Genomic DNA, 22,486 nt, shown 5'->3' on the forward strand with positions numbered 1-22,486 from the left:
TTTAAGCCTGTTTCTTTTGAAACACTGTGAGATATAGAATCATTAGAAGAATTAGTAAAGTACCAATAAATTGGTAACCTCCAAAGCTTATTTTTAACCACCATACACTTGTGATGACAGCCATTAGTGGTTCTAAGCTTCCTAATAAGCTTGACTCCTTTGGGGATAAATAATGCAAGCTAGCAATATAAAACCAAAACGCTAGCATTGTGCCGAATATAATAATAAAAAGAAAATAGGCAATCGTAGAAAATGTCCAGTTCGATACATCAATAGACCATGGTTGATGGAAGAAACTCATAACAATCCCACCGATGACCATGGACCAACCTACAACAAGTAAGGAATGGAATTGCTGTAAAAGGGGAACAGCATATAGTGTATAAAAGGCAACTGAAAGTCCTGATACTACACCCCAGAATACGGCCATAAAAGGTACTGACAAAGTTGAAAAGGACCCATTTGTTAATAATAAAAAAGTTCCAACAAGTGTAAGTGTAACGGCAATACTATCCTGTTTTGTCAAAGGGCTTTGCTTAGATAAAAAGTAATATGCCATGATGAACAAAGGTGCTAAATACTGTAGAAGCGTGGCTACCGCTGAATTTCCAATGGAAATAGACATCATATACGTATATTGGACAGCAAGCATGCCTAATAAACTAAATAATAATTGTCTCATGGCATTTTGTTTTGTCCGCCACATGATAAAGATTGACTCATGTCGATGGGTAATTTTATATATTCCTATGAGTAATAGACCAGACAAAAGTAGACGACTAGAAACTAGCCATTCTACAGCTATTTGCTCCTCCTGAAATAGTTTTTGGGCTACGGTTCCACCGATTCCCCAAAAACTTGCCCCAAGGATTACTAGTAAAAAACCGAGGGTACGATTTTTTTTGATGATTTGATTCATTGACGAACATCTCCTAAACTATCAATATAAGGTGATTATAAGATGTCCGGAACAGAATAAATATCGTGTTAACACATTAAAAATATCAAAATATTGAGGTGATGAGGTTGCCTTTAACCCATATAAAAATTGCGAAAGATTTGCAAGAGCTAACATTGCACGGATCAAAAGAATTTCCAGTTGCCTTGTATGAAACGACCATGAACATGGATAGTATGGATTTTCTACCGCTCCATTGGCATAAAGAAATTCAATTTGTTTATCTCAAAAGCGGATGTGCTAAGTATCGGGTAGGAGCGAATGTTTTAGTCTTAGAGGAGGGGGAGGGGCTATTCATCAATACCTCAGAATTACATGAGGCGAAGCCCTTTCAAATGGAGCATGCGATTGTTTACTGTATAAACGTGGACCCAATAATCATTGGAGGGCATGATGGCAGTATTTTTATGACTAATTATGTTCAACCTTATTTAACTACCCATCGACAGCCCTACCTTAAACTTACGAAGGAGTTAACTCAAAAAGTGGCATGTATGGCTGATATATTACAAAAGCAAGAGGCCTTTTATCAACTTAAAGTATGGAGAGAGCTACTATACATTTGGGAAGTGATGTTAACCCAATCCTTGCTGACGGAGGAAATTGTGGACCCCTCAATTATTATGCAACAAGAACGGGCTAAAGCGATGCTGAATTTTTTACATACCCACTATCAGCAAAAAATAACGCTAGAGGATTTAGCGAAGCACGTGTATTTAAGTAGGGCTGAATGCAGTCGGTATTTTAAGAAAGTAATTGGACTGACCCCATTTACTTATTTATTACAATATCGACTTCGCAAAAGTATTGAATTATTGAGGGATGACGAGCAAAACGTCACTATTATTGCTGCCAATACAGGCTTTAGTACTGTCAGTTACTATATTGAGAAGTTTAAAGAATATACAGGCTATTCACCACATGTTTATCGCAAGAAATTTCTGTAAAGTTTTAAAATGTGAAAAATCATTGAACATCAATGGAAAAAATATAATCATTTATGCCTGTAATATATACATAATTCACCATTTACAATAAAGTGTAATTAATAGTGTGTAGGGGGCGTTAGAATGATGGTTTTAAGGAAAAAGCAAAATATATGGCTAGCTCTTTTATTCATCGTGCTAGTCAGCAATTATACGCTTTATAATTCGGGTCTTGGTTCGGTCATCTTGCCTATCGAAACAAATGGAGTTGTTTTAGGTTCCCTCATTGATTTAGTAGTTGTCATACCTATATTATGGATGCTTTATAAAGGGAAGTTCTCATTAAAGCAGTCCATATTGTTAGTCGCAATTGGCTGTATTGCCGCACGTTTTATCATTCCAATTGAGCATCTTCAGCCATTTGTGGCAGTCACGTGGGCAGGCTTTGCTCTTGAAGGTATTATGATCGTGTTAGAAATTTTACTCATTGCTACACTTGTCCGCTATCTGCCAAGAGTTCTAGCTGATGTACGTGCCAGTTCATTACCAGATATATTTTCATTTTCAAAAGCTGTAGAAAAACAATTTCCGCAGCATCCTGTCATTCAAATGATTTGTTCGGATTTACTTGTCCTTTATTATGGGGTTGCTAGCTGGAAGCGACAAGAACGCCTCGGTTTTACTTTGCATAAAAATTCAAGCTATATCGCCTTTCAACTTATGATTATCCACGGTATTGCGATTGAAACGATTGGCATTCACTGGTGGCTACATGAGAAGTCCATGATTCTTTCCATTGTTTTGCTCATTCTTAATATATATTCAGTGATCTTTTTGATCGCAGATATGCAGGCGATTCGATTAAATCCTGTATACGTAACAGACGAAACAATATATATTTCGCTAGGTTTAATGAAGCGTACAGAAATCGATTTTAATAAAATAGAAGAGGTTATAGAGGATAAGGGTCAGTTAGAAGGAAAATTATCGAAGGATACGATAGATTTCGTGGCACGTGATTTTGGTGAGGCTTATCCGCACGTCATTTTAAAAATGAAAGAGCCAGTGGAAGTGACTTTTATGTTAGGCATTAAAAAACATTATAATCAAGTAGCGATTAAAGTTGACCAGTCACAAGAGTTTAAACAAATGCTTCAACTAAGAATGTCAAAGTATTTTGCCTAAATAGATAGCCAACGTTTTGAATAAAAACGTTGGCTTTTTTTATTTAATCAAGGTCTGCGATTGCATGTAAAATGTCATCGCGGATGGCTTCCCAAAATTGCAGCTGAACCGAGTCACAATACGTATAAAGCTCTTTATGCTGAATGTGATCGTATAGAGCGGCAATGTCTTCTTGATGGAAGGACAGTCGATGATTTAGGTTCGCTCGTTCTTCCTCCAGACAAAATAATTTATAAATATCAGCTAGGCGCTCAAGTTTAGCTAGTTTTTTTGTCATCGCTTCATATTGTTTTTGATGAAAGCGTCCTACTGCAGAGGTCATCGAAATTTTTGCACGATGTTCCGCTTGAAGACTTCGACACTCCTCCTGACGAATAGCTACACGATACCAAAATTCATAGCGAGTTGGTAATTCTTTTAGTTCATAGGTAAGCAATGATTTTAAAATTGAATGCACTTGTTCATATGTATCAATGCTTTTTTCTGCGTCTTTAAAAATCCCAAACATACAACCACCCCCATATAGTGTAATACTACACAACTAGATAAAACTCCTTTCATTTAAGAAGTATCTCCTGCTTTATTTTATGAGAAAGCAAATTCAGTTAGCGCATTCCTTGAAAGGGTTAAATTTTCAAGAAGCTATGACAAGATTTTGCTATTTTTGTACAAGTTTCTGAGAAATTAAAGAATAGGCATTTACAAAAAGAAAATAAATGTGTTAACTTTTAAAGTGTCTTAGGTTAACTTAAAAAGAGGGGGAGGTTAACGATGCAACATTTTTGGGTAGTCGGTACTGATACAGATGTTGGTAAAACGATTGTCACGACACTGTTGATGTGTCAATTGCAAAGGTTGGGGTTGGAAATTATACCTTTCAAGCCAGTTCAAACAGGCGAGATATACGACAATTTGCATAGCTATTATGCAGATACAGCTATGTATGAAAAGTATTCCTTGCAAGTGTTAAATAAAGAGCATATGAATGGCTATTCGTTTAAGGAGGCCGCATCGCCACATTTTGCTGCTCAACTGGAGGGACAGCAAATTGATGTAGAAAATCTTTTACAGCGTATTCAATTCTTACAAGAATCCTATGATGTTGTTATAGCTGAGGGAGCAGGGGGATTGTTTGTGCCTTTAGATGTTCAACAAAGCATCACACTGCTTGATGTCATTGTGAGCAGCAAATTGCCAGTAGTGCTTGTTACAAGGACAACCTTAGGGACAATCAATCATACCTTGTTAACAATGGAGGCATTGCAATCACGCCAGATTGACGTTCTTGGTATTGTTTTTAACGGTGACACGGGCAGTATGATGGAACAGGATAATATTCATACGATTTTACAGTACCATCCATTGCCCTATGCGATTATCCCACGTCTTCAGGATATTTCAGAACTAGCGAATATCAACATTACACACACAACATTATTTGAAAGGCTTTATGGAAATGATCCGAGAAATAACTGACTTACAGGCTAGAGATTTACGGCATATTTGGCATCCGTGCTCACAAATGAAAGATTATGAAGCATTTCCACCTATCGTTATAAAAAAGGGACAAGGTGTGTGGCTTTATGATGAGCATGACAAACGCTATTTGGACGCTGTTTCCTCCTGGTGGGTAAATTTATTTGGACATGCCAATCCGCGTATTAGTCAGGCCTTAAGTCATCAAGCCTTTACATTGGAGCATACGATTTTTGCTAATTTTACACATGAACCGGCTATCCAATTAGCTGAAAAATTAGTCGCTTTATCACCACCTGGTTTACATAAAGTATTTTTTGCGGATAACGGCTCTTCTGCCGTCGAAGTGGCATTGAAGATGAGCTTTCAATACCATATGCAGACTGGAAAACAAACAAAAACTCGGTTTCTAGCGTTTACAGATGCGTATCATGGTGAGACCGTTGGTGCTTTATCTGTAGGAGGGGTAGGGCTTTACAATGAAGTATTTGAGCCACTTTTATTGGATACTGTACGTGCCCAGGGGCCGGATTGTTTTCGTTGCCAGTTCCAAAAACTACCAGAAAGCTGTGATGCACCATGTAGTCATTTTGTAGAAGAACAGCTTAAGATGCATCATGAGGAAATCACGGCTGTTATTATAGAACCACTTATTCAAGCAGCAGCGGGGATGAAAATGTATCCACCCATTTATTTACAACGGCTACGAGCATTATGCTCACAATATGATGTTCATTTAATTGCAGATGAAATTGCTGTTGGGTTCGGCCGTACAGGGACAATGTTTGCCTGTGAGCAGGCCAGTATCACACCAGATTTTATGTGCTTATCAAAAGGCATAACAGGAGGTTATTTACCATTATCCGCTGTTCTAACAAGTGATCAAGTTTACAACGCATTTTATGATGAATATGGAACGATGAAAGCATTTTTACATTCTCATAGCTACTCTGGCAATACGTTGGCATGTCGTGTGGCGCTTGAAGTATTAACAATATTTGAAGAAGAACAAATAATGGACATGATTCAACGCAAGGGGCAACAAATGCGTCAGCTAGCAATGGAAGCATTTGGTCATATGCCTTATGTGGGTGAATACCGACAAGTTGGTTTAGTGGGGGCTATTGAACTTGTTGCAGACCGTCAGACGAAAACGCCATTTGCAAGTGAAGAGAGAATTGGTTACCAAATTTATCAGCAAGCATTAGAAAAAGGTCTACTCATACGACCTCTTGGCAATATTTTATATTTTATGCCACCTTACATCATTACAAATGAAGAAATGACTTTCATGATTAATACAACGAAAGAAACGATTGAACAATTTTTCAAAGACAGGGGGGAATAAAGTTGGTTAGACGGCACTCCACATTAGCATTAGTCATGATTGCCATGTTTGCTGCTTTAACGGCTATAGGAGCTTTTATTAAAATCCCTTTACCCATTGTACCGTTTACCTTACAAATTGTTTTCGTCTTTTTAGCAGGTTGTTTACTAGGTAGCCGCAATGGGTTTTATAGTCAGCTTGTTTATATCGGCGTTGGCTTAGTAGGGCTACCTGTTTTTACGCAGGGCGGGGGCATCACGTATGTTTTACAGCCGACATTTGGCTATCTTATTGGCTTTGCTCTTGCCGCTTATGTAATTGGAATAATCGTTGAAAGAATAGAGAAGCCAACGAAGAAACATTTTATTGGAGCGACAATCTTAGGGCTTTTCATTGTATATGCTGTAGCTGTTCCATATTTATATATAGCTTTAAACTTCTGGTTAGATATGAAAACAAGCTGGTCACATGTTTTAGTTGTTGGCTTCTTAAGCAGTATCGTTGCTGATTTTGGCTTAGCTATTTCAGCCGGCTTATTAGCTGAGAAATTGTATAAAGTATTTCAGTCAGCTAGAAGAGTAAGTATTTCTCAAGGGGAAGGGGAAACTATGATATGAATTTTTTACAGGTAGCACAGGAAGTAATTGATGGCAAAATCATTAGCAATGAGGAGGCACTTGCTATTTTAAATAGTAAGGATGATGAGCTATTACAACTCATGGACGGTGCCTTTGCTATTCGTCGGCATTATTATGGTAAAAAAGTAAAGCTCAATATGATTATGAATGCTAAAAGCGGCTATTGCCCAGAGGATTGTGGCTATTGTTCTCAATCCTCTAAATCAACTGCACCTATTGAAAAATATCCTTTTATTACGAAAGAGGAAATCTTGGCTGGTGCAAAAAGAGCATTTGACAACAAGATTGGAACGTATTGTATTGTGGCAAGTGGTCGAGGGCCCACACGGAAGGATGTCAATGTCGTAAGCGAGGCAGTTGTAGAAATTAAAGAAAAGTATGGCTTGAAAGTTTGTGCCTGCCTTGGCTTGCTAAAAGAAGAACAGGCACAGCAATTAAAGGAGGCAGGGGTGGATCGTTACAACCATAATTTGAATACCTCTGAGCGTCACCATTCCTTCATTACAACTTCACATACGTATGAGGATCGTGTTAATACAGTAGAGATTGTTAAAAAACATGGTATCTCTCCTTGTTCGGGTGCCATTATTGGGATGAAGGAAACAAAGGAGGATGTCGTCAATATTGCGCGTGCTCTCCATCAATTAGATGCCGATTCTATTCCTGTTAATTTTTTAAATGCGATTGATGGGACAAAGCTAGAAGGGACTAAGGACTTAAATCCACGCTATTGTTTAAAGGTCTTAGCGTTATTCCGTTACATCAATCCAACAAAGGAAATCCGAATTTCGGGTGGACGTGAAATCAATCTCGGCTGTCTACAGCCGCTGGGCCTCTATGCAGCGAATAGTATATTTGTTGGGGATTATTTAACAACTGCTGGTCAGGAAGCAAATAGTGATTATCGTATGTTGGAGGATTTAGGCTTTGAGATTGAATTAACACAAAAGCAAGAAGCAGCATTTTGCTAGGGGCTATAGAAATAAAATCTACTACTACAGTTAAAACCGTACGCTTGTACGGTTTTTTTAGGAGATGGATAGAGCTATAATGGCGATGGATAAAGAGCGAAATGTAGAGGATAGAAAGCAAAAAGTGACGGATAAACCTAACATCCCATATCCTTTATATACCTAAAAAATAAAGAAATTCACAAATTGTTCAATGTAAGCGGTTTGAAATTGAACAGTTTGTGAAGACCTTCACATAAAGCTTTCTTTTTCTAAAATTCAGCGTAAAATAAGTATTAAGTAAGGGATTGTTGTAAAACAGTTGACGAGAAGTCGCACAAATTTTGGTGATTGTTATAGTACAGAAAAATAAGAGAAGGGAGCTTTTTACATGTGGGTTATTACAGTATTTGATAAAAAGGATGTTCGTATTTTTGAGTATGCAAATAAAAATGAGGCAACGGAAGCTTTGGCGAAATTCAAAAAAAATGCAGTTTTAACATATACAAAATAAAAGTTCAGTTCTTTTTTACTTACAGCCCTCGACAGTTGAGGGCTGTTTTTTTAATGAACAACAATTGAAATGGCACTATACACAAGTAATAAAGCCATGATGATATTAAATATTTGTCGATGCTGTTGCAATAGTTTTTGGAAAACGGACCCACATAATGCCCAACTGAACGTACTAATAATTCCTACGAAACCTAAAAGGAGTGAGAAAAGCAGATAGCTTATGTAGGAAGAATAGTAAGGAAGGATGTAAGTGGCAACAACGGTAATCCCAAATAGTATTCCTTTTGGATTGATAAATTGTAAGAAGGTTCCTACAAAAAATAAGTTCCGCTTTTCTTCGACCTCGTTGTTTGGGTCCTGCTCTTTGCTTGTCACAATTTTAAAGGCTAAGTATAGCATATAGCCGACACCAAAAATGGTTAAGGGTAATTTAATAATCGGTATAATATTCTGCATGATTATGTTGAAAAAGCTACTCAAAGTAATAATCATAAAAAAACCAATCCCTACACCTAAACAGAAGGGCAAAGTTTTTGATAAGCCGTGCTGTTTGGCAAATACCATAGCCATAAAGTTATTAGGACCAGGGGTGAAGCTTGTAATCGTAATAAATACTAAAAAGGAAAATACAGGCAAATACCATCACCTCATTTATGTTGTATGTTATAATGTCCGAAATGGACATTATAATGTTGTTTGTTTTATTATACATAACGTACGTTATATTGTATATAAACGGAGGTTAGATGATGGAGGATATTCAACTGATTTTTGCTCGAAATTTAAAGACTATTCGAGAGAGAGAGAAATTAAGTTTAGAGAAAGTATCACAACTTAGCGGTGTAAGTAAAGCTATGATCGGGCAAATTGAAAGAGGGGAATCGAGCCCGACATTAACGACCATTTGGAAAATAGCTAATGGGTTAAAGGTTTCATTTACAGAGCTCATTCATCAACCGCAGGCAGAGACAGAGCTCATCTTAGGCAAGGACATTCATGCAATACAGGGAGATAATGGGAAATATGTCGTCTACCCTCATTTTCCTTTTCAAAAGGATAGTCGCTTTGAAATTTATAGTATCGAGATAAAGGAGAAGGGAACATTACACGCTGAGGCGCATAGAGAAGGAACAGTGGAATATTTAACCGTTTTTGATGGTGAGTTAACGATTCGAATACAGGAAAAGGACTATCGATTAGCAAGCGGTGATGCAATCCGTTTTAAAGCTGATTGTCCCCACACATATATCAACCCCGGGAAGACTTTAACACGTCTCAGCATGACCATATACTATCCACATTAATAGAACCGTATAAACGCCTTTCAGAGCGTTTATACGGTTTCATTTTTTTACAGTATACTTGCTAAACGTTTGATACCCTCGCGGATTACTTCAGGTGTTGCATTTGTATAGTTTAATCGCATAGTATTCACGTTCGTTTTAGATGTATAGAATGGATCCCCAGGCACGAAGGCCACCTTTTGTTCCATCGCTTTATGGAATACATCAAGAGCTGGTGTACCATCCTTCATTGTCGCCCAAATGAACATGCCTCCCTCTGGTCGTGTATATTCAACATGAGGAGGGAAAAATTCTTGCATCGCAGCAAGCATCGCTTCTGATTGATTTTTATACAAACTAATTATTTTATTAACATGTTCCGTGTAATCATTACTTGCTAAATAATCATAGATAACATATTGCGAGAAAATATTAGTATGAAGATCAGAGGCTTGCTTAGCAGTTTCTATATGCTGTAAAAGCTCTTTGTTTTTTGTAATGATAAACCCAAGGCGCATGCCAGGTGTGACTGTTTTAGAGAAAGAACCTAGTAAAATACTATTTTCTAATTTACCAGCACCGATATATGGAAGTGGCTCGCCTTGGAAACGAAGCTCCCCATACGGATCATCCTCAATTAAAGCAACATCGTATTTGGCAACCAATTCGTAAATTTGCTCACGCTTTTCTTTCGAGTATGTGAGACCAGTTGGATTTTGGAAGTTTGGAACGGTGTAAATAAATTTTACATTTGGTTGTTGTAGGGCTTGCTCTAATTCTTCTAGATTAAGACCATCGTTTTCTAGTGTTACCCCATGGAAGGTTGGTTCAGCTAATGTAAAGGCTTGAATAGCTCCTAAGTAACCAGGCTCTTCAATAATAATGCCATCGCCCTTATTAATAAGCACCTTTCCAATTAATTCAAGTGCTTGCTGTGAACCTGTTGTAATAAAGACGTCGTCAGCATGTATATCAAGTCCGTGAACACGTTGATATTTAGCAGCAATGTACTCTCGTAATGGTGCATAACCTTGTGTTGAAGAATACTGAAATAGGCGGCTACCGTTTTTTGTAATAGCGTGATCTACTGATGCTCTTAACGCATCAATTGGGAAAGAGATAGGATTTGGAAGCCCGCCTGCAAAGGAAATGACATCCTCTGCATCTGTCACTTTTAAAATATTTCGAATAAATGAGGATGGAGTATTTAAGATTCTTTCAGAATATTGCATAATGATCGGTCCTTTTTTTCTGATTTTTTAAAAATTATATCATTGTCATCGATTGCATACAATATTATCATTGTATGCAAGACAATTAAACTATTGTATGCAAATTAATAGAAAGAAGGCGCTTTGCGAATGCCTATTAATTCATTTGATGCGTATCCTATGAGTTGGAAGCCAGATATTAGTAATAGCACGGCTCCATTATATATAGCCATTGCACAACAGCTAGAGGAAGACATTAAAGAAGGAAAGCTAACGCCAGGAACAAAATTACCACCACAACGCGAATTAGCCGATTTTTTAGATGTGAATTTAAGCACGATTACACGTGCATTTAAGCTCTGTGGACAAAAGGGATTAATATATGCCTCGATTGGTAGTGGTACATTTGTTTCAACGGATGCAGCTAGCAATAAAATTTTATTACCAACAAACCGTACGACCCCCATGATTGAAATGGGCTCCGTATTACCAGACAACTTTGTCAATGAGGATATTACTCGCTATATGAAAAAAATGGTAGGTGAACCTAGCTTCAATAAACTATTTCAATATGGACGACCTGAGGGCAATGCATGGCAAAATGAGGCCGTGCTAAAGCTCTTCGAATGGGTGAACTTTCAAACAGATCAGCCCATTTTGCTTGGCGCGGGCGGACAAAATGCCATTGTCGGAACACTTGCGGCATTATTCCAGCCAGGGGATCGAATTGGGACAGATCCCATTACTTACGCTGGGATGAAAACGGCCGCGAATATGCTAGGCATACAGCTTGTTGCTATTCAACAATGCCGGGGCGAAATGACAAAAGAAGGACTGTTGTATGCTTGTAAAAATGAACATATTAAAGGTATCTATGTCATCCCTGATTTTCATAATCCAACAACACATACGATGTCGGTGGAAACAAGAAAAATGATTGCGGAAGTAGCTAGACAGAAAAATTTGGTGGTCATTGAGGATGCAATTTATAGTTTTCTAAAGGAAAAACCATATGCACCGATTGCTTCCTATGCACCTGATAAAGTAATCTATATTGCTAGCCTATCGAAAACCATCTCACCAGGGTTACGACTCTCCTTTATTGTCACACCTCCTGCTCTTCGTAAAAAAATAATGGAGACTCTCTATAATATCAATATATCAGTCTCTCCAATTATGCTAGAGCTTGCAGCAAGATTGATACATGAGGGGGTCGCACAAACGATATTGGAAAAACATCGAGCATATGCAAAACAGCAAAATGCACTAGTTAATCATTATTTAGCAGAGTATCACATTCTAGGTGATGAGGAATGTATTTTTAGATGGCTCCTCTTGCCAGACAAATTCACAGGTGTACAATTTGAATTGCTGGCTTCGAAAGCCGGTGTACAGGTATATGCAGCAGAACGATTTGCAGTCGGCAATGCAAAGCCAGTAAATGCTGTGCGTATGGCTATAGCAGCTCCCGAATATCAGCTGGAGCAAGCATTAATTATCTTAAAGGATATTCTCGAAAGTAATGGTGACTATGCATTTGTTGATTAACCGTCCTATTTATTTTATGAGCAAGCCTATAGCTATGGCAGGTATCAATGTAATCCCGCAGAATGTATATAATTTTTTGGCTATGATTCATGTATGTTTTAATGTGAATGAGATGCCAATATAACAAAGAGGTATACAAAAACATGCTTTGCTAAGTCAGTAGATTAAGTGTAAAAGGACTCGCATGTGATAAAATATAGCTAACATTAAAGTTAAAATGAGGTGAAAGAAATTGCATAAAGGAAGAATCATTTTACATATTGACCTTAATTGCTTTTATGCCTCAGTAGAACAAATTTATGATCCATCATTAAAAGGAAAACCTATAGCCATTGCAGGTAATCCAAAAGAACGTAGGGGTATCGTTATTACATGTAGCTATGAGGCTAGAAAAAGTGGTGTTTATACTACCATGAATGTCGGTGAAGCAAGAAGAAAATGCCCAGAGTTAATTGTATTACCTCCAAATTTTGATCGATATAGAGCTGCCTCAAAATCCTTTTTTGGATTACTGAAAGAGTATAGTGACATACTTCAACCAGTTTCTATAGATGAAGGTTATATACAATTGCCTATAATCGAAGGACAAAATGTGTTAGAGCATGTACATGGTATACAAAATCGAATTTGGAACGAGCTACAATTGCCTTGTTCAATAGGCATTGCGCCCAATAAGTTTTTAGCAAAAATGGCCAGTGATATGAGAAAGCCGATGGGCATCACAATATTACGTAAACGTGATGTCCCATCAGTTTTATGGCCATTGCATGTTAAAGAAATGCATGGAATTGGGAAGAGCACTGCAGAAAAATTAAAAGAATTAGGTATACAAACAATTGGAGAGTTAGCTGCGGCTGATGAATACACATTAAAACAGAAATTTGGCATCAACGGACTTCGTTTGAAACAGAAGGCCAATGGCGAGGATGATCGACCTGTTGATCCAGAAGCAATATATGATACGAAGAGTGTAGGAAATTCAACAACACTCTCACATGATACGACTGACCGAGATGAATTATATAAAATATTGACAACACTTTCTGAAAAGGTAGCAGAGAGGTTAAAAGCTAAAAAACTTGCTGGTGTGACTGTGAGTATTATAATTCGTACAGCTTCTTGGGAAACCTATACTCGGAGTAAATCAGTCAATAACGCGATATTTTTAAAAGAGGATATAGTTGAACAGGCATGGAATCTATTTAATAAAAATTGGAATGAGGAACCTGTCCGATTACTTGGTGTGACTATTTCAAATGTTAGTGACATTAAAGAGATGACACAGCAGTTAACTTTTTTTGATTTTGAAGAACATATTAAAGATGAACCGATTATTAAATTGGTAGATCAAATTGAACAGAAATTTGGAAAAGGTGTTATTTTGAGAGGGTCCGATATTGTAAAGCCAGGAGGGAAACATCAGGCAAACACCAGTTTTAGTAAGGACTTTTGGGATGATCACATTTAAAAGATGGTCAATTTTCACGGGATTAAAGGATTTAGGGGTATACTGCAACGGTTGATGAGAGCTATATGGAGATGATAGAGCTAATCAGGCATGCATGACAATTTCCCAGGAAATACAAGATAGCTTTTTAACCAGATGAAAATCAACGAAAGTAGGTGTGTACTTCCATTATGCAGTATAAAGAGTATGGTGATATCAGCGGTCCGGTAATGATGTTTCTTCATGGGGGTGGTGTCGGGGGATGGATGTGGGAACAACAAATTCAGTACTTCTTCAATTATCACTGTGTGGTACCTGAGCTTATGTCCAATCATCCATTTTCCATTGAGCAGTGTGCACAACATCTCGTACAGCTTTTAGAGGAAAAGGGGAATGGCAAGCAGATCATTGTGATTGGTTTTTCATTAGGTGCTCAAATTGCCATACAAATGTTAAGTATAAAGCCTAGTTTAATCCACTTTTCGATAATTAATAGTGCTCTTGTTATCCCTTCTCCTACTACAGCATGGATGATTCGGCCGCTTCTGCGATTCTCATTCCCGCTTATTAAAAATAAAGCCTTCGCAAAGCTTCAAGCGAAAACGTTATACATCGATGATCGCTATTTTAACGACTATTATCATGATAGCTCTAAAATGACATACGATACATTAATTCAGGTTTTACAAGAGAACATGACGTTTTCAATCCCGCACAATTTCCACAATGCACGGGGGAATATTTTAATTACTGTTGGCAATCAAGAGAAAAAAATAATGAAAAAGTCCGCACAAGCGCTTGTACAAAGCCATCCAAATGCGAAAGGGGTCATTTTAAACAACATAGGACATGGAGTATCATTTGCTCAGCCTGCATTTTTCAATTGTTTTGTAGCTAATTGGATAAAAGAAGGACAATTGCCAGTGGGCACAGTCATTCAATAGTAAAACTCCATTATGAATAACGATACTCATAATAGAGTTGAAGTTTTTAAGAAATATAGTGAGGATATAAATCCTTGTGCTGCAATATCCATTCTTTCATGTCGATGATCATTTCTTCGTAGCTAGGGACTGTAAAGGAAAAATCATTTCTAGTATTTATTAATGTTTTATTAACATTAACAAGCGGATGAGGAGTAATCTTTATTGTATGGTCCATAAAGTGCTTATTCAATAACTGAAGAAGATCGTATTTAGATATAGGTAATGTATTTACAAGATGATAGAGTCCAGATATTCCTTCTTGGGCCGCTTGCTCGATGGCTTTTGCTAAGGTGAGCGTTGTAACCCCGGTCCAAATAGCACCAGTATAGCCGTTAATAGGGCCTTTTTGATGCATAAACCAATTGAAAAGCCCAATTCCATCCTTCTTCAAATCAGGACCAATAATTGAATTACGGAAAGTTAAATGCTTCTTATGATTAATTTCGCCTAAACCCTTTGTGCGGTCATAAAATGTAGTTCCGTCCTGTACACTTTTTTCATAATAGGGTGCGTTTTCTCCTGAAAATACACAATCTGTACTCATATGAATAAGCTTCGTCTGGCGGTTTTCAAGGAGATATACGATCGCATGTGGTAAATAGCTATTTAAGAAAATACTCTTTTCAGGATTTTCCTCACAGGCTTTATTTAATATACCGATACAATTAACGACGATATCATAATGATGGTCTTGAAGAAGTGAACATAAAAAGTTTAGGTCCGTAATATCACCAGTAATATTCTGTCCAAATGGGAAAGCAGTTCTCGTATACGTGGTCACATCATGTCCTTGCTCTCGCAAATAGATGGAAATGGTATGACCAGCCATGCCAGAAGCACCTAGCACTAAAAATTTCATGGTGTTCCTCCAGTCCAATGGAGCAGCTCTTCCTGAATTAGAGATAAGGTTAGTAACTTTTCTTTAATGGCCACCACGTTTAACATTTGTGTATTATTGGAATTATATTCATCCGATAACGTAATCTTAGGAGAGCCTTCATCCAGGTATTTTCCATAATTCAAATCCCGATTATCTGCTGGAATTCGATAAAAATGACCTAAATCTATGGCCTTTGCTGCTTCTTCCTTAGTACATAATACCTCATATCGTTTCTCCCCATGCCTTGTGCCGATAATGTGAATGGCATTGTTCACTTGGAAAATTTCAAGGAGAGCTTGTGCTAAATTCTCGATCGTAGCAGCGGGTGATTTTTGCACCATAATATCGCCATTTTGGGCATGTAAGAAGGCATATAATACTAATTCGACTGCTTCCTCAAGGCTCATCATAAAACGAGTCATGTGAGGATCGGTAATGGTTAAAGGTTTGCCGGCTTTTATTTGTTCGATGAAAAGTGGAATGACCGAACCTCTTGAAGCCATCACATTACCGTATCGAGTGCCGCAAATCAATGTTTGCTTAGGGTCGACCATCCGCGATTTAGCAATAAATGTTTTCTCCATCATCGCCTTGGATATCCCCATTGCATTGACAGGGTATGCTGCCTTATCTGTTGATAGACAAATAATTTTTTTAACGCCAGCTTGAATAGCCGCAGTTAAAACATTGTCTGTTCCTATAATATTTGTTTTCACTGCCTCTAAAGGGAAGAATTCACAAGAGGGCACTTGCTTAAGCGCAGCAGCATGAAACACATAATCTACGTTATACATAGCAGGGTGGAGGCTTTGTAAATCACGTACATCCCCGATATAGAATTTAATTTTAGAATTCTGATAAAGCTTTCGCATATCATCTTGCTTTTTCTCATCCCTTGAAAAAATGCGTATTTCCTTAATATCCGTATTTAAAAATCGATTTAATACCGCATTACCAAAAGACCCTGTTCCTCCAGTAATCAGTAAAGTTTTATCTTTAAACATTGTATGGTTTGTGACACCTCCCACATGCTTACGTCCGTTCATGATATTATTTCAATCCTCTTTCATGCAAATCACATTCTGAGTTTTCTCGTGGATAGTTGTACCAATAAGCGTATTCATGGGTATACTTGCTGGTTGGATTTTTGTCCATAAGCGCACAATTAAAATCCCAATCTCCTGCAATATCCTTACGTATCGTAAACTTCGCATCCCCGATGAAGCTTCTTCGAATAATTTTAAATTGTCCTGGCAATGAGTAACGATTTGATTCATCTTTAATAAACGCATAGCCATTCTTAATAATCATGTTGTAGTAGTAAATATCAAATTCACCATCCACCTGTGCTAATACATTGCGGATGGCAGGCAAATAATGGTCATCACTATCGATGATGGCAATATAATCACCTGTTGCTTCAGCAATGCATCGGTTATAGGCAACACTTGCACCTAGATTCGTTGGATGAACGATAATTTTTAAAGCTGGGCAGACTTTTTGATAGTCCTGTAAAATGGCTAACGTATTGTCTGTGGAGCCGTCATCTACAACGATAATTTCATAGGCATATTCTTTAGGAATACTGTCAAGCATTGTTAAGATCCATTCTTCACTATTAAACGCAGGTGATAAAAAGCTTATTTTCATTTTATCCCTCCATCCTGATTAGGTAGTTTAGTTTGTCAGGTTCACTGAACAGATTCTTTATTACAATATGCGGGGATAGAGGTCTATTGTAGGCAATTGCTTGTTAACATAAGTTTTTTAAGAGAGTAATTTTATGGATTGCATTTATTTTTGCTAGAGAACTATGGAGAAGGGGGTGACATTTTACTAAGTTATACACGTTTGACAGGTATGGGCATAAACTAGGAAAGAGCGCTTTTTAAGAAAGAGGGATTCAATGACAAAAAGAATCGCATTTATTTGTAGCGTGGAATCAGCTAAACTTTCCGATGCACACATCTTCAAAGATCTATGTTTAGTGCCTATTTTACTAGGGGAGTATTTAGGCTATGAAGTTAGTATAGTGACGGCAGAGATGAATGAAGCGCTGCTGCAACAATCTTTTCCGACTGTTAAATTCGAGCGAATTCCAATAGGGATTGATTATGTTGCCAATATGAATGCTTATTTAGTCAAGCATGCCAAGGACATTGATCTAGTTTTTGCTATAGGACCTTACCCATCCTATCTTTCCATTCTTCAAACGTATAAGCAGTTTAATCCTAATGGCAAAGTTTATATGAAGTTAGATGTTAATCGATTTTGGTTAAGTCGATTAAAAACCTATCCATACTTTCTAGAATTGCTACAGCTTTGTGATCTTCTGACCTCCGAATGTGTATCGATTCAAACTGACATTCGAGAGTTTTCACAATTAGATGTTCAACATATCCCAAATGGCTTTTATGAGTATTTTCACACAGAGCCCGTGCAATTTCATGAGAAAGAAAATAGAATTCTATCAGTGGGCCGATTAGATGCACCAGAGAAGCAGACCACTTTTACAATAAAAGCCTTTCTAGCAGCACAGCTGACAGACTGGGAGCTTCGTTTGGTAGGACCTATGTCTGAATCGTTTCAGCAGGAAATAAAACAATTACTGGACAGTCATCCTTATCCTGCGCAAGTCACAATGGTAGGGCCAATCTCAGACAAGATGCAGCTAGAGGAGGAGTATCGCAAGGCAAAAATCTTTTGCTTAACATCCACAGTTGAATGCTTTGCACATGTTTTTGCAGAGGCGGCTAAAAACGGTTGTTATATTGTGACAACTGATGTGGATGGGGCTGCAGATATTACCCAGCAACAACGTTTTGGCTGTATTCATCCAACACATGATTGGGAAAGTATAGCTCGGACGTTACAGCAAGTCACTCAGCAGGAAGAAATGTTGGCAAATACTTGTCTACAGCTACAAGCCGATGCGCGGAGGGATTTGAACTGGCAGCATATCGTGAAAGATGTCGCAGCATATTTAAATGAAATTAAGTAGAACTTCTCTCGATGAAGAGGAGTATTCTTTTCTTAGTGCCATTTTTTCCTATATAATAAAACTAGATTTATAATGTTAGAAACAATCAGGGGAAGACACAAGGGGAGACAAGAATGGAAATACTACAAGCATCGATGAACGAACTAGAAGAGTTAACGAAGCTATTTGATGAATATCGTCAGTTTTATGGTATAGAATCGGACGAAAGTAGCGCAAAAGCATTTTTACAATTACGATTGGCCCTCAAAGAGTCAGTCATTTTTATGGCGTTAGTAGACGGCAAGATGGTTGGATTTACACAATTATATCCAACGTTTTCTTCTATAGCTTTACAGCGAGCCTATATTTTGAATGATATTTATGTCACGGAAGATGCAAGAGGCCTAGGGGTGGGCAAGGCATTGATGGAAAAAGTTTTTCACTATTGTGAGCAACAGAATGCGCGCTATGTGACACTGCAAACAGCAGCTGATAATGTGAATGCGCGTAAGCTGTATGAAAGGCTTCATATGAAGCAAGATGAATACTGTAATTATGTCAAATATTTTATGTAATCAGCATTTTATTTTAGGATGAATATGCTTTTTGTACAAAACTCCCCTAGATATTTCGTTATCTAGGGGAGTTTATTGATATTATTTAATTTCTAACGTATATGGCTGTGTACTTGCTTGGCCATAATATTCACTAACTTCAATATAGTATTTGCCTGCGTCCAGCTCCACAGTACCTACTTCAGCATCTCCAGCTCCGTAAAGATCCAAAGTTTTAACTGTTTTTCCGTTGGCATCTATCACTCGAATCACACCATCCAGTGCTTTTTCTGTTTGAAGTGAGAAGAAGATATTACGTTTTTGAACGTTGTTAAATTCAAAGTAATCCTTATCTCCAAATGGAATACCCGCATTTAAATATTGTGTGGCAACCCATTTGTCGTCTTCTTTCGTTAGGGCAGACGTTTTACTTGGTACACCATTCACTAATTTGGAATCTGCATCTTCGTCTGCTCGTTTATGGTCGAACAAAGTTAATGTATAGGGCTGAATGGACATTTGGCCAAGACCCGTGCTATTGACTTGAATAAAGTAACCTCGATCCTTTTTAGCCTTAAAGGATGTATTTACGTCTGTCGTTCCTATCATGCCAAGGAGTATCTCAAGAATATTATCGCTCAGTCCAAATGGAATGGCTGTTTCCATTTCCTTCGGATCAATTTTCATATTGCCGTTTGTATCCTCAATAATCGAACCTGCAAATTTTAAGTCCTTTTGTAGCTCTTTTGGCAGTTGATTTAATTGTTCATTGGTAAATGGAACAGAGGAAAGCAATAAACTCATAATTTCATCATTGCCCTCTTGCTTATAATAATAGTAATCCTCATCGTCTTGATAAATTAGATGATCCTTATAAGTTGTGCCAGGTTGAATTTTTAACGCCTTTGCTTCTTCATAATTCTCTGGATTATAATCTTTCGGAATATCACCTATTTTACTTGTTTTCAACGTATAAGGCTCAGTTGAACGTTCACCAGCATTTACAACAGCTACTACATAGGTTTTATCCTTCTTCAATGCCATTACTTTTGCATCGTTTTCATTACCGGCAGAGCCAAGAAGTAACGAAAGTAAGCCTAGGTCATTGGTTAAGGACGACACAGGAATTAGTTCCTTGGCTTTTTCATCATATTCAAACACAGTACCGGCAGGCATTTGGCTTGCATCTTTGTTAAAGCTAAAGCTATAAAGAGCGTCTTCTTTTGTTTTAAATAAGAAGTAGTCCTCATCATATTCTGTTTGGAAATAAGCTTTTTGATCCTCACCAATGTTGAAGCGAATAGCTTGCTTAATAATCGGATCAACATTTTCTAAATTGTCCGTCGTAAAGGAATTCATGAGCATATTCATCATGCCTTCAATTTCATTCCGTTTTTTTGTTGTACTTGGTGTTATTGGTAACTGGTCGACCGAGACATTTTCGTCATACATGGCATCCTCTAATGGTAGTCCATCCTCATCTGGTGGGAGCGTAACAACCTCACCTTTTAATGTGTATGGGATCATTGACTCACTGACTGTTTCCTCTTTTTCAATGCCACCACTGAAAAACATCTCCATTGAAAACTCGCTATTACTCTCATTAGATACACTTAAAATGTACTCTTGATCGGGTACAGCATCGATGATCATGCTCACTGCTTCACCTTTAGCTGCACCGTAGGAGCTTTGAATTGGGAAGGCTTCTTCTTCTTCGCTTTCCTCTTTTTTAGCTTGCTTTACCTCTTCTGGTGGAATCGGATTGAAATCCTCTTTTAAGTATAAATCCATAGAGGCAGTAACACCTGGTATACCAGATAGATCAAACTTCAATGTTGTCGGTTTTTTTACAGAAAACGTAAAATAATCTTGATCCTTTTGTTGATCTTTAGACAGTAGGGTATAGTTTTTTCCTGCCGTATTGTATGGGAACTTTTTAATAGACTCCATTGAAGACTTATTTAATGCATCGATTGGTAAATCTGAGTTTTTCGTAGTTTGTGCTGTAAAGATATAAGTAGATTTGCCTTTTAAGCTATAACTACCATTATGATCTTTCACACCAATTAACAATGTTCCTTTTTGGTCTGCTTTAAAGAGGTGACCTTCTTTTTTTCCTACACGAACATCATTAACTTTAATTGGCTCTACTTCACCCTGCTTGTTAGTAGGGTAGAAGTATAAATCAAAGGCATAGTCGTATTGTTCAGCACCTTTTAAAGTTAGCTGTGCATATTCATTTGCCTCTAAATCAACCTTATACCATTTTTTTTCATCTTGCTGCTCGAAAACACCTTGTTCGATATTTAATGTATTTTTGGCAAGAACTTTGGCATTTTTGATACGCTCTTCTTTGGATTCAGAATAATGTTTAGGTAATTTATTTAAATCGAACTGTAAGGCTTTCACAGGATCGACAAGCCCATGACCATAAGTAAGGTCATAACCTTTTTTACCTAAATCTTGTGCTGTCATTTCAAGAATTGCTTCAATCTCATGTGGCTTTAAATTCGGATGCTTTGATTTAAGTAGGGAGACGATGCCTGCCACTACAGGAGATGCCATGGAAGTACCACTAAACTTGACAAAAGATGATCCTTTTTTCTCATCGTGTACGGTACTGTAGATGTCTTCGCCAGGAGCCACGACATCAACAGAAGGACCGTAATTGGAATAGCTGGATAGTTTATTTCGATCATTCGTGGAACCAACACTTATAACGCCTTCATAGGAAGCAGGGAAGGAATAGTCATCCGTCGACTCATTTCCAGCGGCTGCAACAATCGTAATTCCACTATCAATAGCTTTTTGAACAGCATCCTGCATAAGTGGGGATTCACCATAGCCTCCAAGACTCATATTAATGACGTCCACACCTTGCTCAATGGCGTACAGAATACCTTGTGCAATGATAAAATCATTTGCTCCTTCTTTTCCGTTAAAGACATCAATAGGTAGTAGCTTCGCTTGTGGATTAATTCCATGTCCACCAATACCATTGTCTTTGGCTGCGGCAATAATCCCAGCAACATGTGTCCCATGGTCACCTGGATAAGATGTATTTGCCGGAGCAGCTGCATTATAAGGTGTGAGTACTTGAGATTTTAGGTCGGGATGTTTAAAATCAACACCCGAATCGATGACAGCTACTGTTACGTCATTTTCCCCAGCTAATGCTAATGCCTGATCCATTTGCAAAAGGCTTAGATGATACATATCTTTTATCTTTGGGTCAGCCTCTTTGTTGAAAGAATGATAGACATAACTAGGGGATACACTTGTAATCCCTTGCTGCTTTAAATAGTAAGAGACGGCTTTTTCAATGGATACACCTTTGTTAAGTTGAATCACATCATAGCCTAATGAAGGAATAGAGCGGATGACCTTGGAGCCAATTTTTTTATGTACGCTTTTATCAAGGCCGGAATGCTTGATAATAATCGTATCTTTACTCATCCATTTGTCTTCAGTTTTAAGATTCTTACCTGCATGTTGTGAATTGCTTGCTAATACGTTCTTCGCTGTTTGATGTGGTGCCTCCTCTGCAAAAGCTGAAGCCACAGGAACCATTAGCGCAGCGGATGCTGCGACAGCGACTGATTTTTTAAACCAACTTTTCAA

At 37.7% G+C, this 22,486-nt stretch carries 21 protein-coding genes; 13 read left to right on the forward strand and 8 right to left on the reverse strand.

Going from position 1 to position 22,486, the window contains the following annotated elements; all coding sequences use genetic code 11:
- Position 1: 1 nt before the first annotated feature.
- Positions 2 to 919, reverse strand: a complete 918-nt coding sequence (locus ACOZBY_RS08420; RefSeq protein ID WP_012295023.1) for a DMT family transporter — start codon at positions 917 to 919, stop codon at positions 2 to 4.
- 101 nt (positions 920 to 1,020) lie between these two features.
- Here ACOZBY_RS08420 and ACOZBY_RS08425 point away from each other — a divergent pair, with 101 nt between their 5' ends.
- Positions 1,021 to 1,905, forward strand: a complete 885-nt coding sequence (locus tag ACOZBY_RS08425; protein WP_243432600.1) for an AraC family transcriptional regulator — start codon at positions 1,021 to 1,023, stop codon at positions 1,903 to 1,905.
- Positions 1,906 to 2,028: 123 nt separating this feature from the next.
- Positions 2,029 to 3,069: a hypothetical protein gene (locus ACOZBY_RS08430; RefSeq protein WP_036216777.1), complete on the forward strand. Its 1,041-nt coding sequence runs from the start codon at positions 2,029 to 2,031 to the stop codon at positions 3,067 to 3,069.
- Between the two features lie 43 nt (positions 3,070 to 3,112).
- On the opposite strand, the gene ACOZBY_RS08435 is transcribed toward ACOZBY_RS08430, so the two are convergent.
- On the reverse strand, positions 3,113 to 3,577 hold the full coding sequence (locus ACOZBY_RS08435; protein ID WP_012295020.1) for a hypothetical protein: 465 nt from the start codon (positions 3,575 to 3,577) through the stop codon (positions 3,113 to 3,115).
- A gap of 263 nt (positions 3,578 to 3,840) precedes the next feature.
- Here ACOZBY_RS08435 and bioD point away from each other — a divergent pair, with 263 nt between their 5' ends.
- The 5 genes from bioD to ACOZBY_RS08460 all read left to right on the forward strand — a co-directional run bounded on the left by bioD (position 3,841) and on the right by ACOZBY_RS08460 (position 7,974).
- Positions 3,841 to 4,545 carry a dethiobiotin synthase gene (gene bioD, locus ACOZBY_RS08440; RefSeq protein WP_012295019.1) on the forward strand — a complete coding sequence of 235 codons (705 nt, stop codon included), beginning with the start codon at positions 3,841 to 3,843 and terminating at the stop codon, positions 4,543 to 4,545.
- Positions 4,526 to 5,893 (forward strand): adenosylmethionine--8-amino-7-oxononanoate transaminase, encoded by a 1,368-nt coding sequence (gene bioA, locus ACOZBY_RS08445; protein WP_422762183.1) that lies wholly within the window; start codon positions 4,526 to 4,528, stop codon positions 5,891 to 5,893. The genes bioD and bioA overlap by 20 nt, the downstream gene beginning before the upstream one ends.
- Before the next feature lie 2 nt (positions 5,894 to 5,895).
- Positions 5,896 to 6,489, forward strand: a complete 594-nt coding sequence (locus ACOZBY_RS08450) for a biotin transporter BioY (RefSeq protein WP_031417456.1) — start codon at positions 5,896 to 5,898, stop codon at positions 6,487 to 6,489.
- Positions 6,486 to 7,481 carry a biotin synthase BioB gene (gene bioB, locus ACOZBY_RS08455; RefSeq protein ID WP_012295017.1) on the forward strand — a complete coding sequence of 332 codons (996 nt, stop codon included), beginning with the start codon at positions 6,486 to 6,488 and terminating at the stop codon, positions 7,479 to 7,481. Before ACOZBY_RS08450 ends, bioB begins: the two co-directional genes overlap by 4 nt.
- A gap of 370 nt (positions 7,482 to 7,851) precedes the next feature.
- Entirely contained in the window at positions 7,852 to 7,974 is a 123-nt protein-coding gene (locus ACOZBY_RS08460; protein ID WP_008178200.1) for a hypothetical protein, read from the forward strand.
- A 50-nt stretch (positions 7,975 to 8,024) separates the two neighbouring features.
- On the opposite strand, the gene ACOZBY_RS08465 is transcribed toward ACOZBY_RS08460, so the two are convergent.
- On the reverse strand, positions 8,025 to 8,612 hold the full coding sequence (locus tag ACOZBY_RS08465; RefSeq protein WP_207889234.1) for a LysE family transporter: 588 nt from the start codon (positions 8,610 to 8,612) through the stop codon (positions 8,025 to 8,027).
- A gap of 113 nt (positions 8,613 to 8,725) precedes the next feature.
- Between ACOZBY_RS08465 and ACOZBY_RS08470 the strand changes: the two genes are divergently transcribed.
- Complete coding sequence (locus ACOZBY_RS08470) at positions 8,726 to 9,280, forward strand: helix-turn-helix domain-containing protein (protein ID WP_031417460.1); 555 nt, start codon at positions 8,726 to 8,728, stop codon at positions 9,278 to 9,280.
- Between the two features lie 47 nt (positions 9,281 to 9,327).
- Here the strand turns inward: ACOZBY_RS08470 and ACOZBY_RS08475 are convergent, their stop codons facing one another.
- Positions 9,328 to 10,491 (reverse strand): PLP-dependent aminotransferase family protein, encoded by a 1,164-nt coding sequence (locus ACOZBY_RS08475; RefSeq protein WP_012295014.1) that lies wholly within the window; start codon positions 10,489 to 10,491, stop codon positions 9,328 to 9,330.
- 129 nt (positions 10,492 to 10,620) lie between these two features.
- Between ACOZBY_RS08475 and ACOZBY_RS08480 the strand changes: the two genes are divergently transcribed.
- From ACOZBY_RS08480 to ACOZBY_RS08490, 3 genes are all read left to right on the forward strand, one after another.
- Positions 10,621 to 12,018 carry a PLP-dependent aminotransferase family protein gene (locus tag ACOZBY_RS08480; protein ID WP_012295013.1) on the forward strand — a complete coding sequence of 466 codons (1,398 nt, stop codon included), beginning with the start codon at positions 10,621 to 10,623 and terminating at the stop codon, positions 12,016 to 12,018.
- A gap of 232 nt (positions 12,019 to 12,250) precedes the next feature.
- Positions 12,251 to 13,486: a DNA polymerase IV gene (locus ACOZBY_RS08485; RefSeq protein WP_012295012.1), complete on the forward strand. Its 1,236-nt coding sequence runs from the start codon at positions 12,251 to 12,253 to the stop codon at positions 13,484 to 13,486.
- A 170-nt stretch (positions 13,487 to 13,656) separates the two neighbouring features.
- On the forward strand, positions 13,657 to 14,409 hold the full coding sequence (locus ACOZBY_RS08490; RefSeq protein ID WP_197225276.1) for an alpha/beta fold hydrolase: 753 nt from the start codon (positions 13,657 to 13,659) through the stop codon (positions 14,407 to 14,409).
- 46 nt (positions 14,410 to 14,455) lie between these two features.
- On the opposite strand, the gene ACOZBY_RS08495 is transcribed toward ACOZBY_RS08490, so the two are convergent.
- The 3 genes from ACOZBY_RS08495 to ACOZBY_RS08505 are packed head-to-tail and all read right to left on the reverse strand — an operon-like array spanning position 14,456 to position 16,981.
- Positions 14,456 to 15,310, reverse strand: a complete 855-nt coding sequence (locus ACOZBY_RS08495) for an SDR family oxidoreductase (protein WP_422762006.1) — start codon at positions 15,308 to 15,310, stop codon at positions 14,456 to 14,458.
- Positions 15,307 to 16,335, reverse strand: a complete 1,029-nt coding sequence (locus ACOZBY_RS08500) for a polysaccharide biosynthesis protein (protein WP_036162823.1) — start codon at positions 16,333 to 16,335, stop codon at positions 15,307 to 15,309. The genes ACOZBY_RS08495 and ACOZBY_RS08500 overlap by 4 nt, the downstream gene beginning before the upstream one ends.
- A gap of 46 nt (positions 16,336 to 16,381) precedes the next feature.
- A complete protein-coding gene (locus ACOZBY_RS08505) occupies positions 16,382 to 16,981 on the reverse strand; it encodes a glycosyltransferase family 2 protein (protein ID WP_012295008.1) in 600 nt (199 codons plus the stop codon).
- 256 nt (positions 16,982 to 17,237) lie between these two features.
- Between ACOZBY_RS08505 and ACOZBY_RS08510 the strand changes: the two genes are divergently transcribed.
- Entirely contained in the window at positions 17,238 to 18,332 is a 1,095-nt protein-coding gene (locus ACOZBY_RS08510) for a glycosyltransferase (protein ID WP_036162046.1), read from the forward strand.
- Between the two features lie 113 nt (positions 18,333 to 18,445).
- Positions 18,446 to 18,886 (forward strand): GNAT family N-acetyltransferase, encoded by a 441-nt coding sequence (locus ACOZBY_RS08515; RefSeq protein WP_012295006.1) that lies wholly within the window; start codon positions 18,446 to 18,448, stop codon positions 18,884 to 18,886.
- Positions 18,887 to 18,967: 81 nt separating this feature from the next.
- Here ACOZBY_RS08515 and ACOZBY_RS08520 read toward each other — a convergent pair whose 3' ends face one another.
- The gene (locus ACOZBY_RS08520; RefSeq protein WP_422762009.1) at positions 18,968 to 22,486 is read right to left on the reverse strand and encodes a S8 family serine peptidase; all 3,519 of its coding nucleotides are present in this window, start codon (positions 22,484 to 22,486) and stop codon (positions 18,968 to 18,970) included.

The sequence above is a fragment of the Lysinibacillus sp. NPDC056220 genome (assembly GCF_049315265.1).
GTDB lineage: Bacteria > Bacillota > Bacilli > Bacillales_A > Planococcaceae > Lysinibacillus > Lysinibacillus pinottii.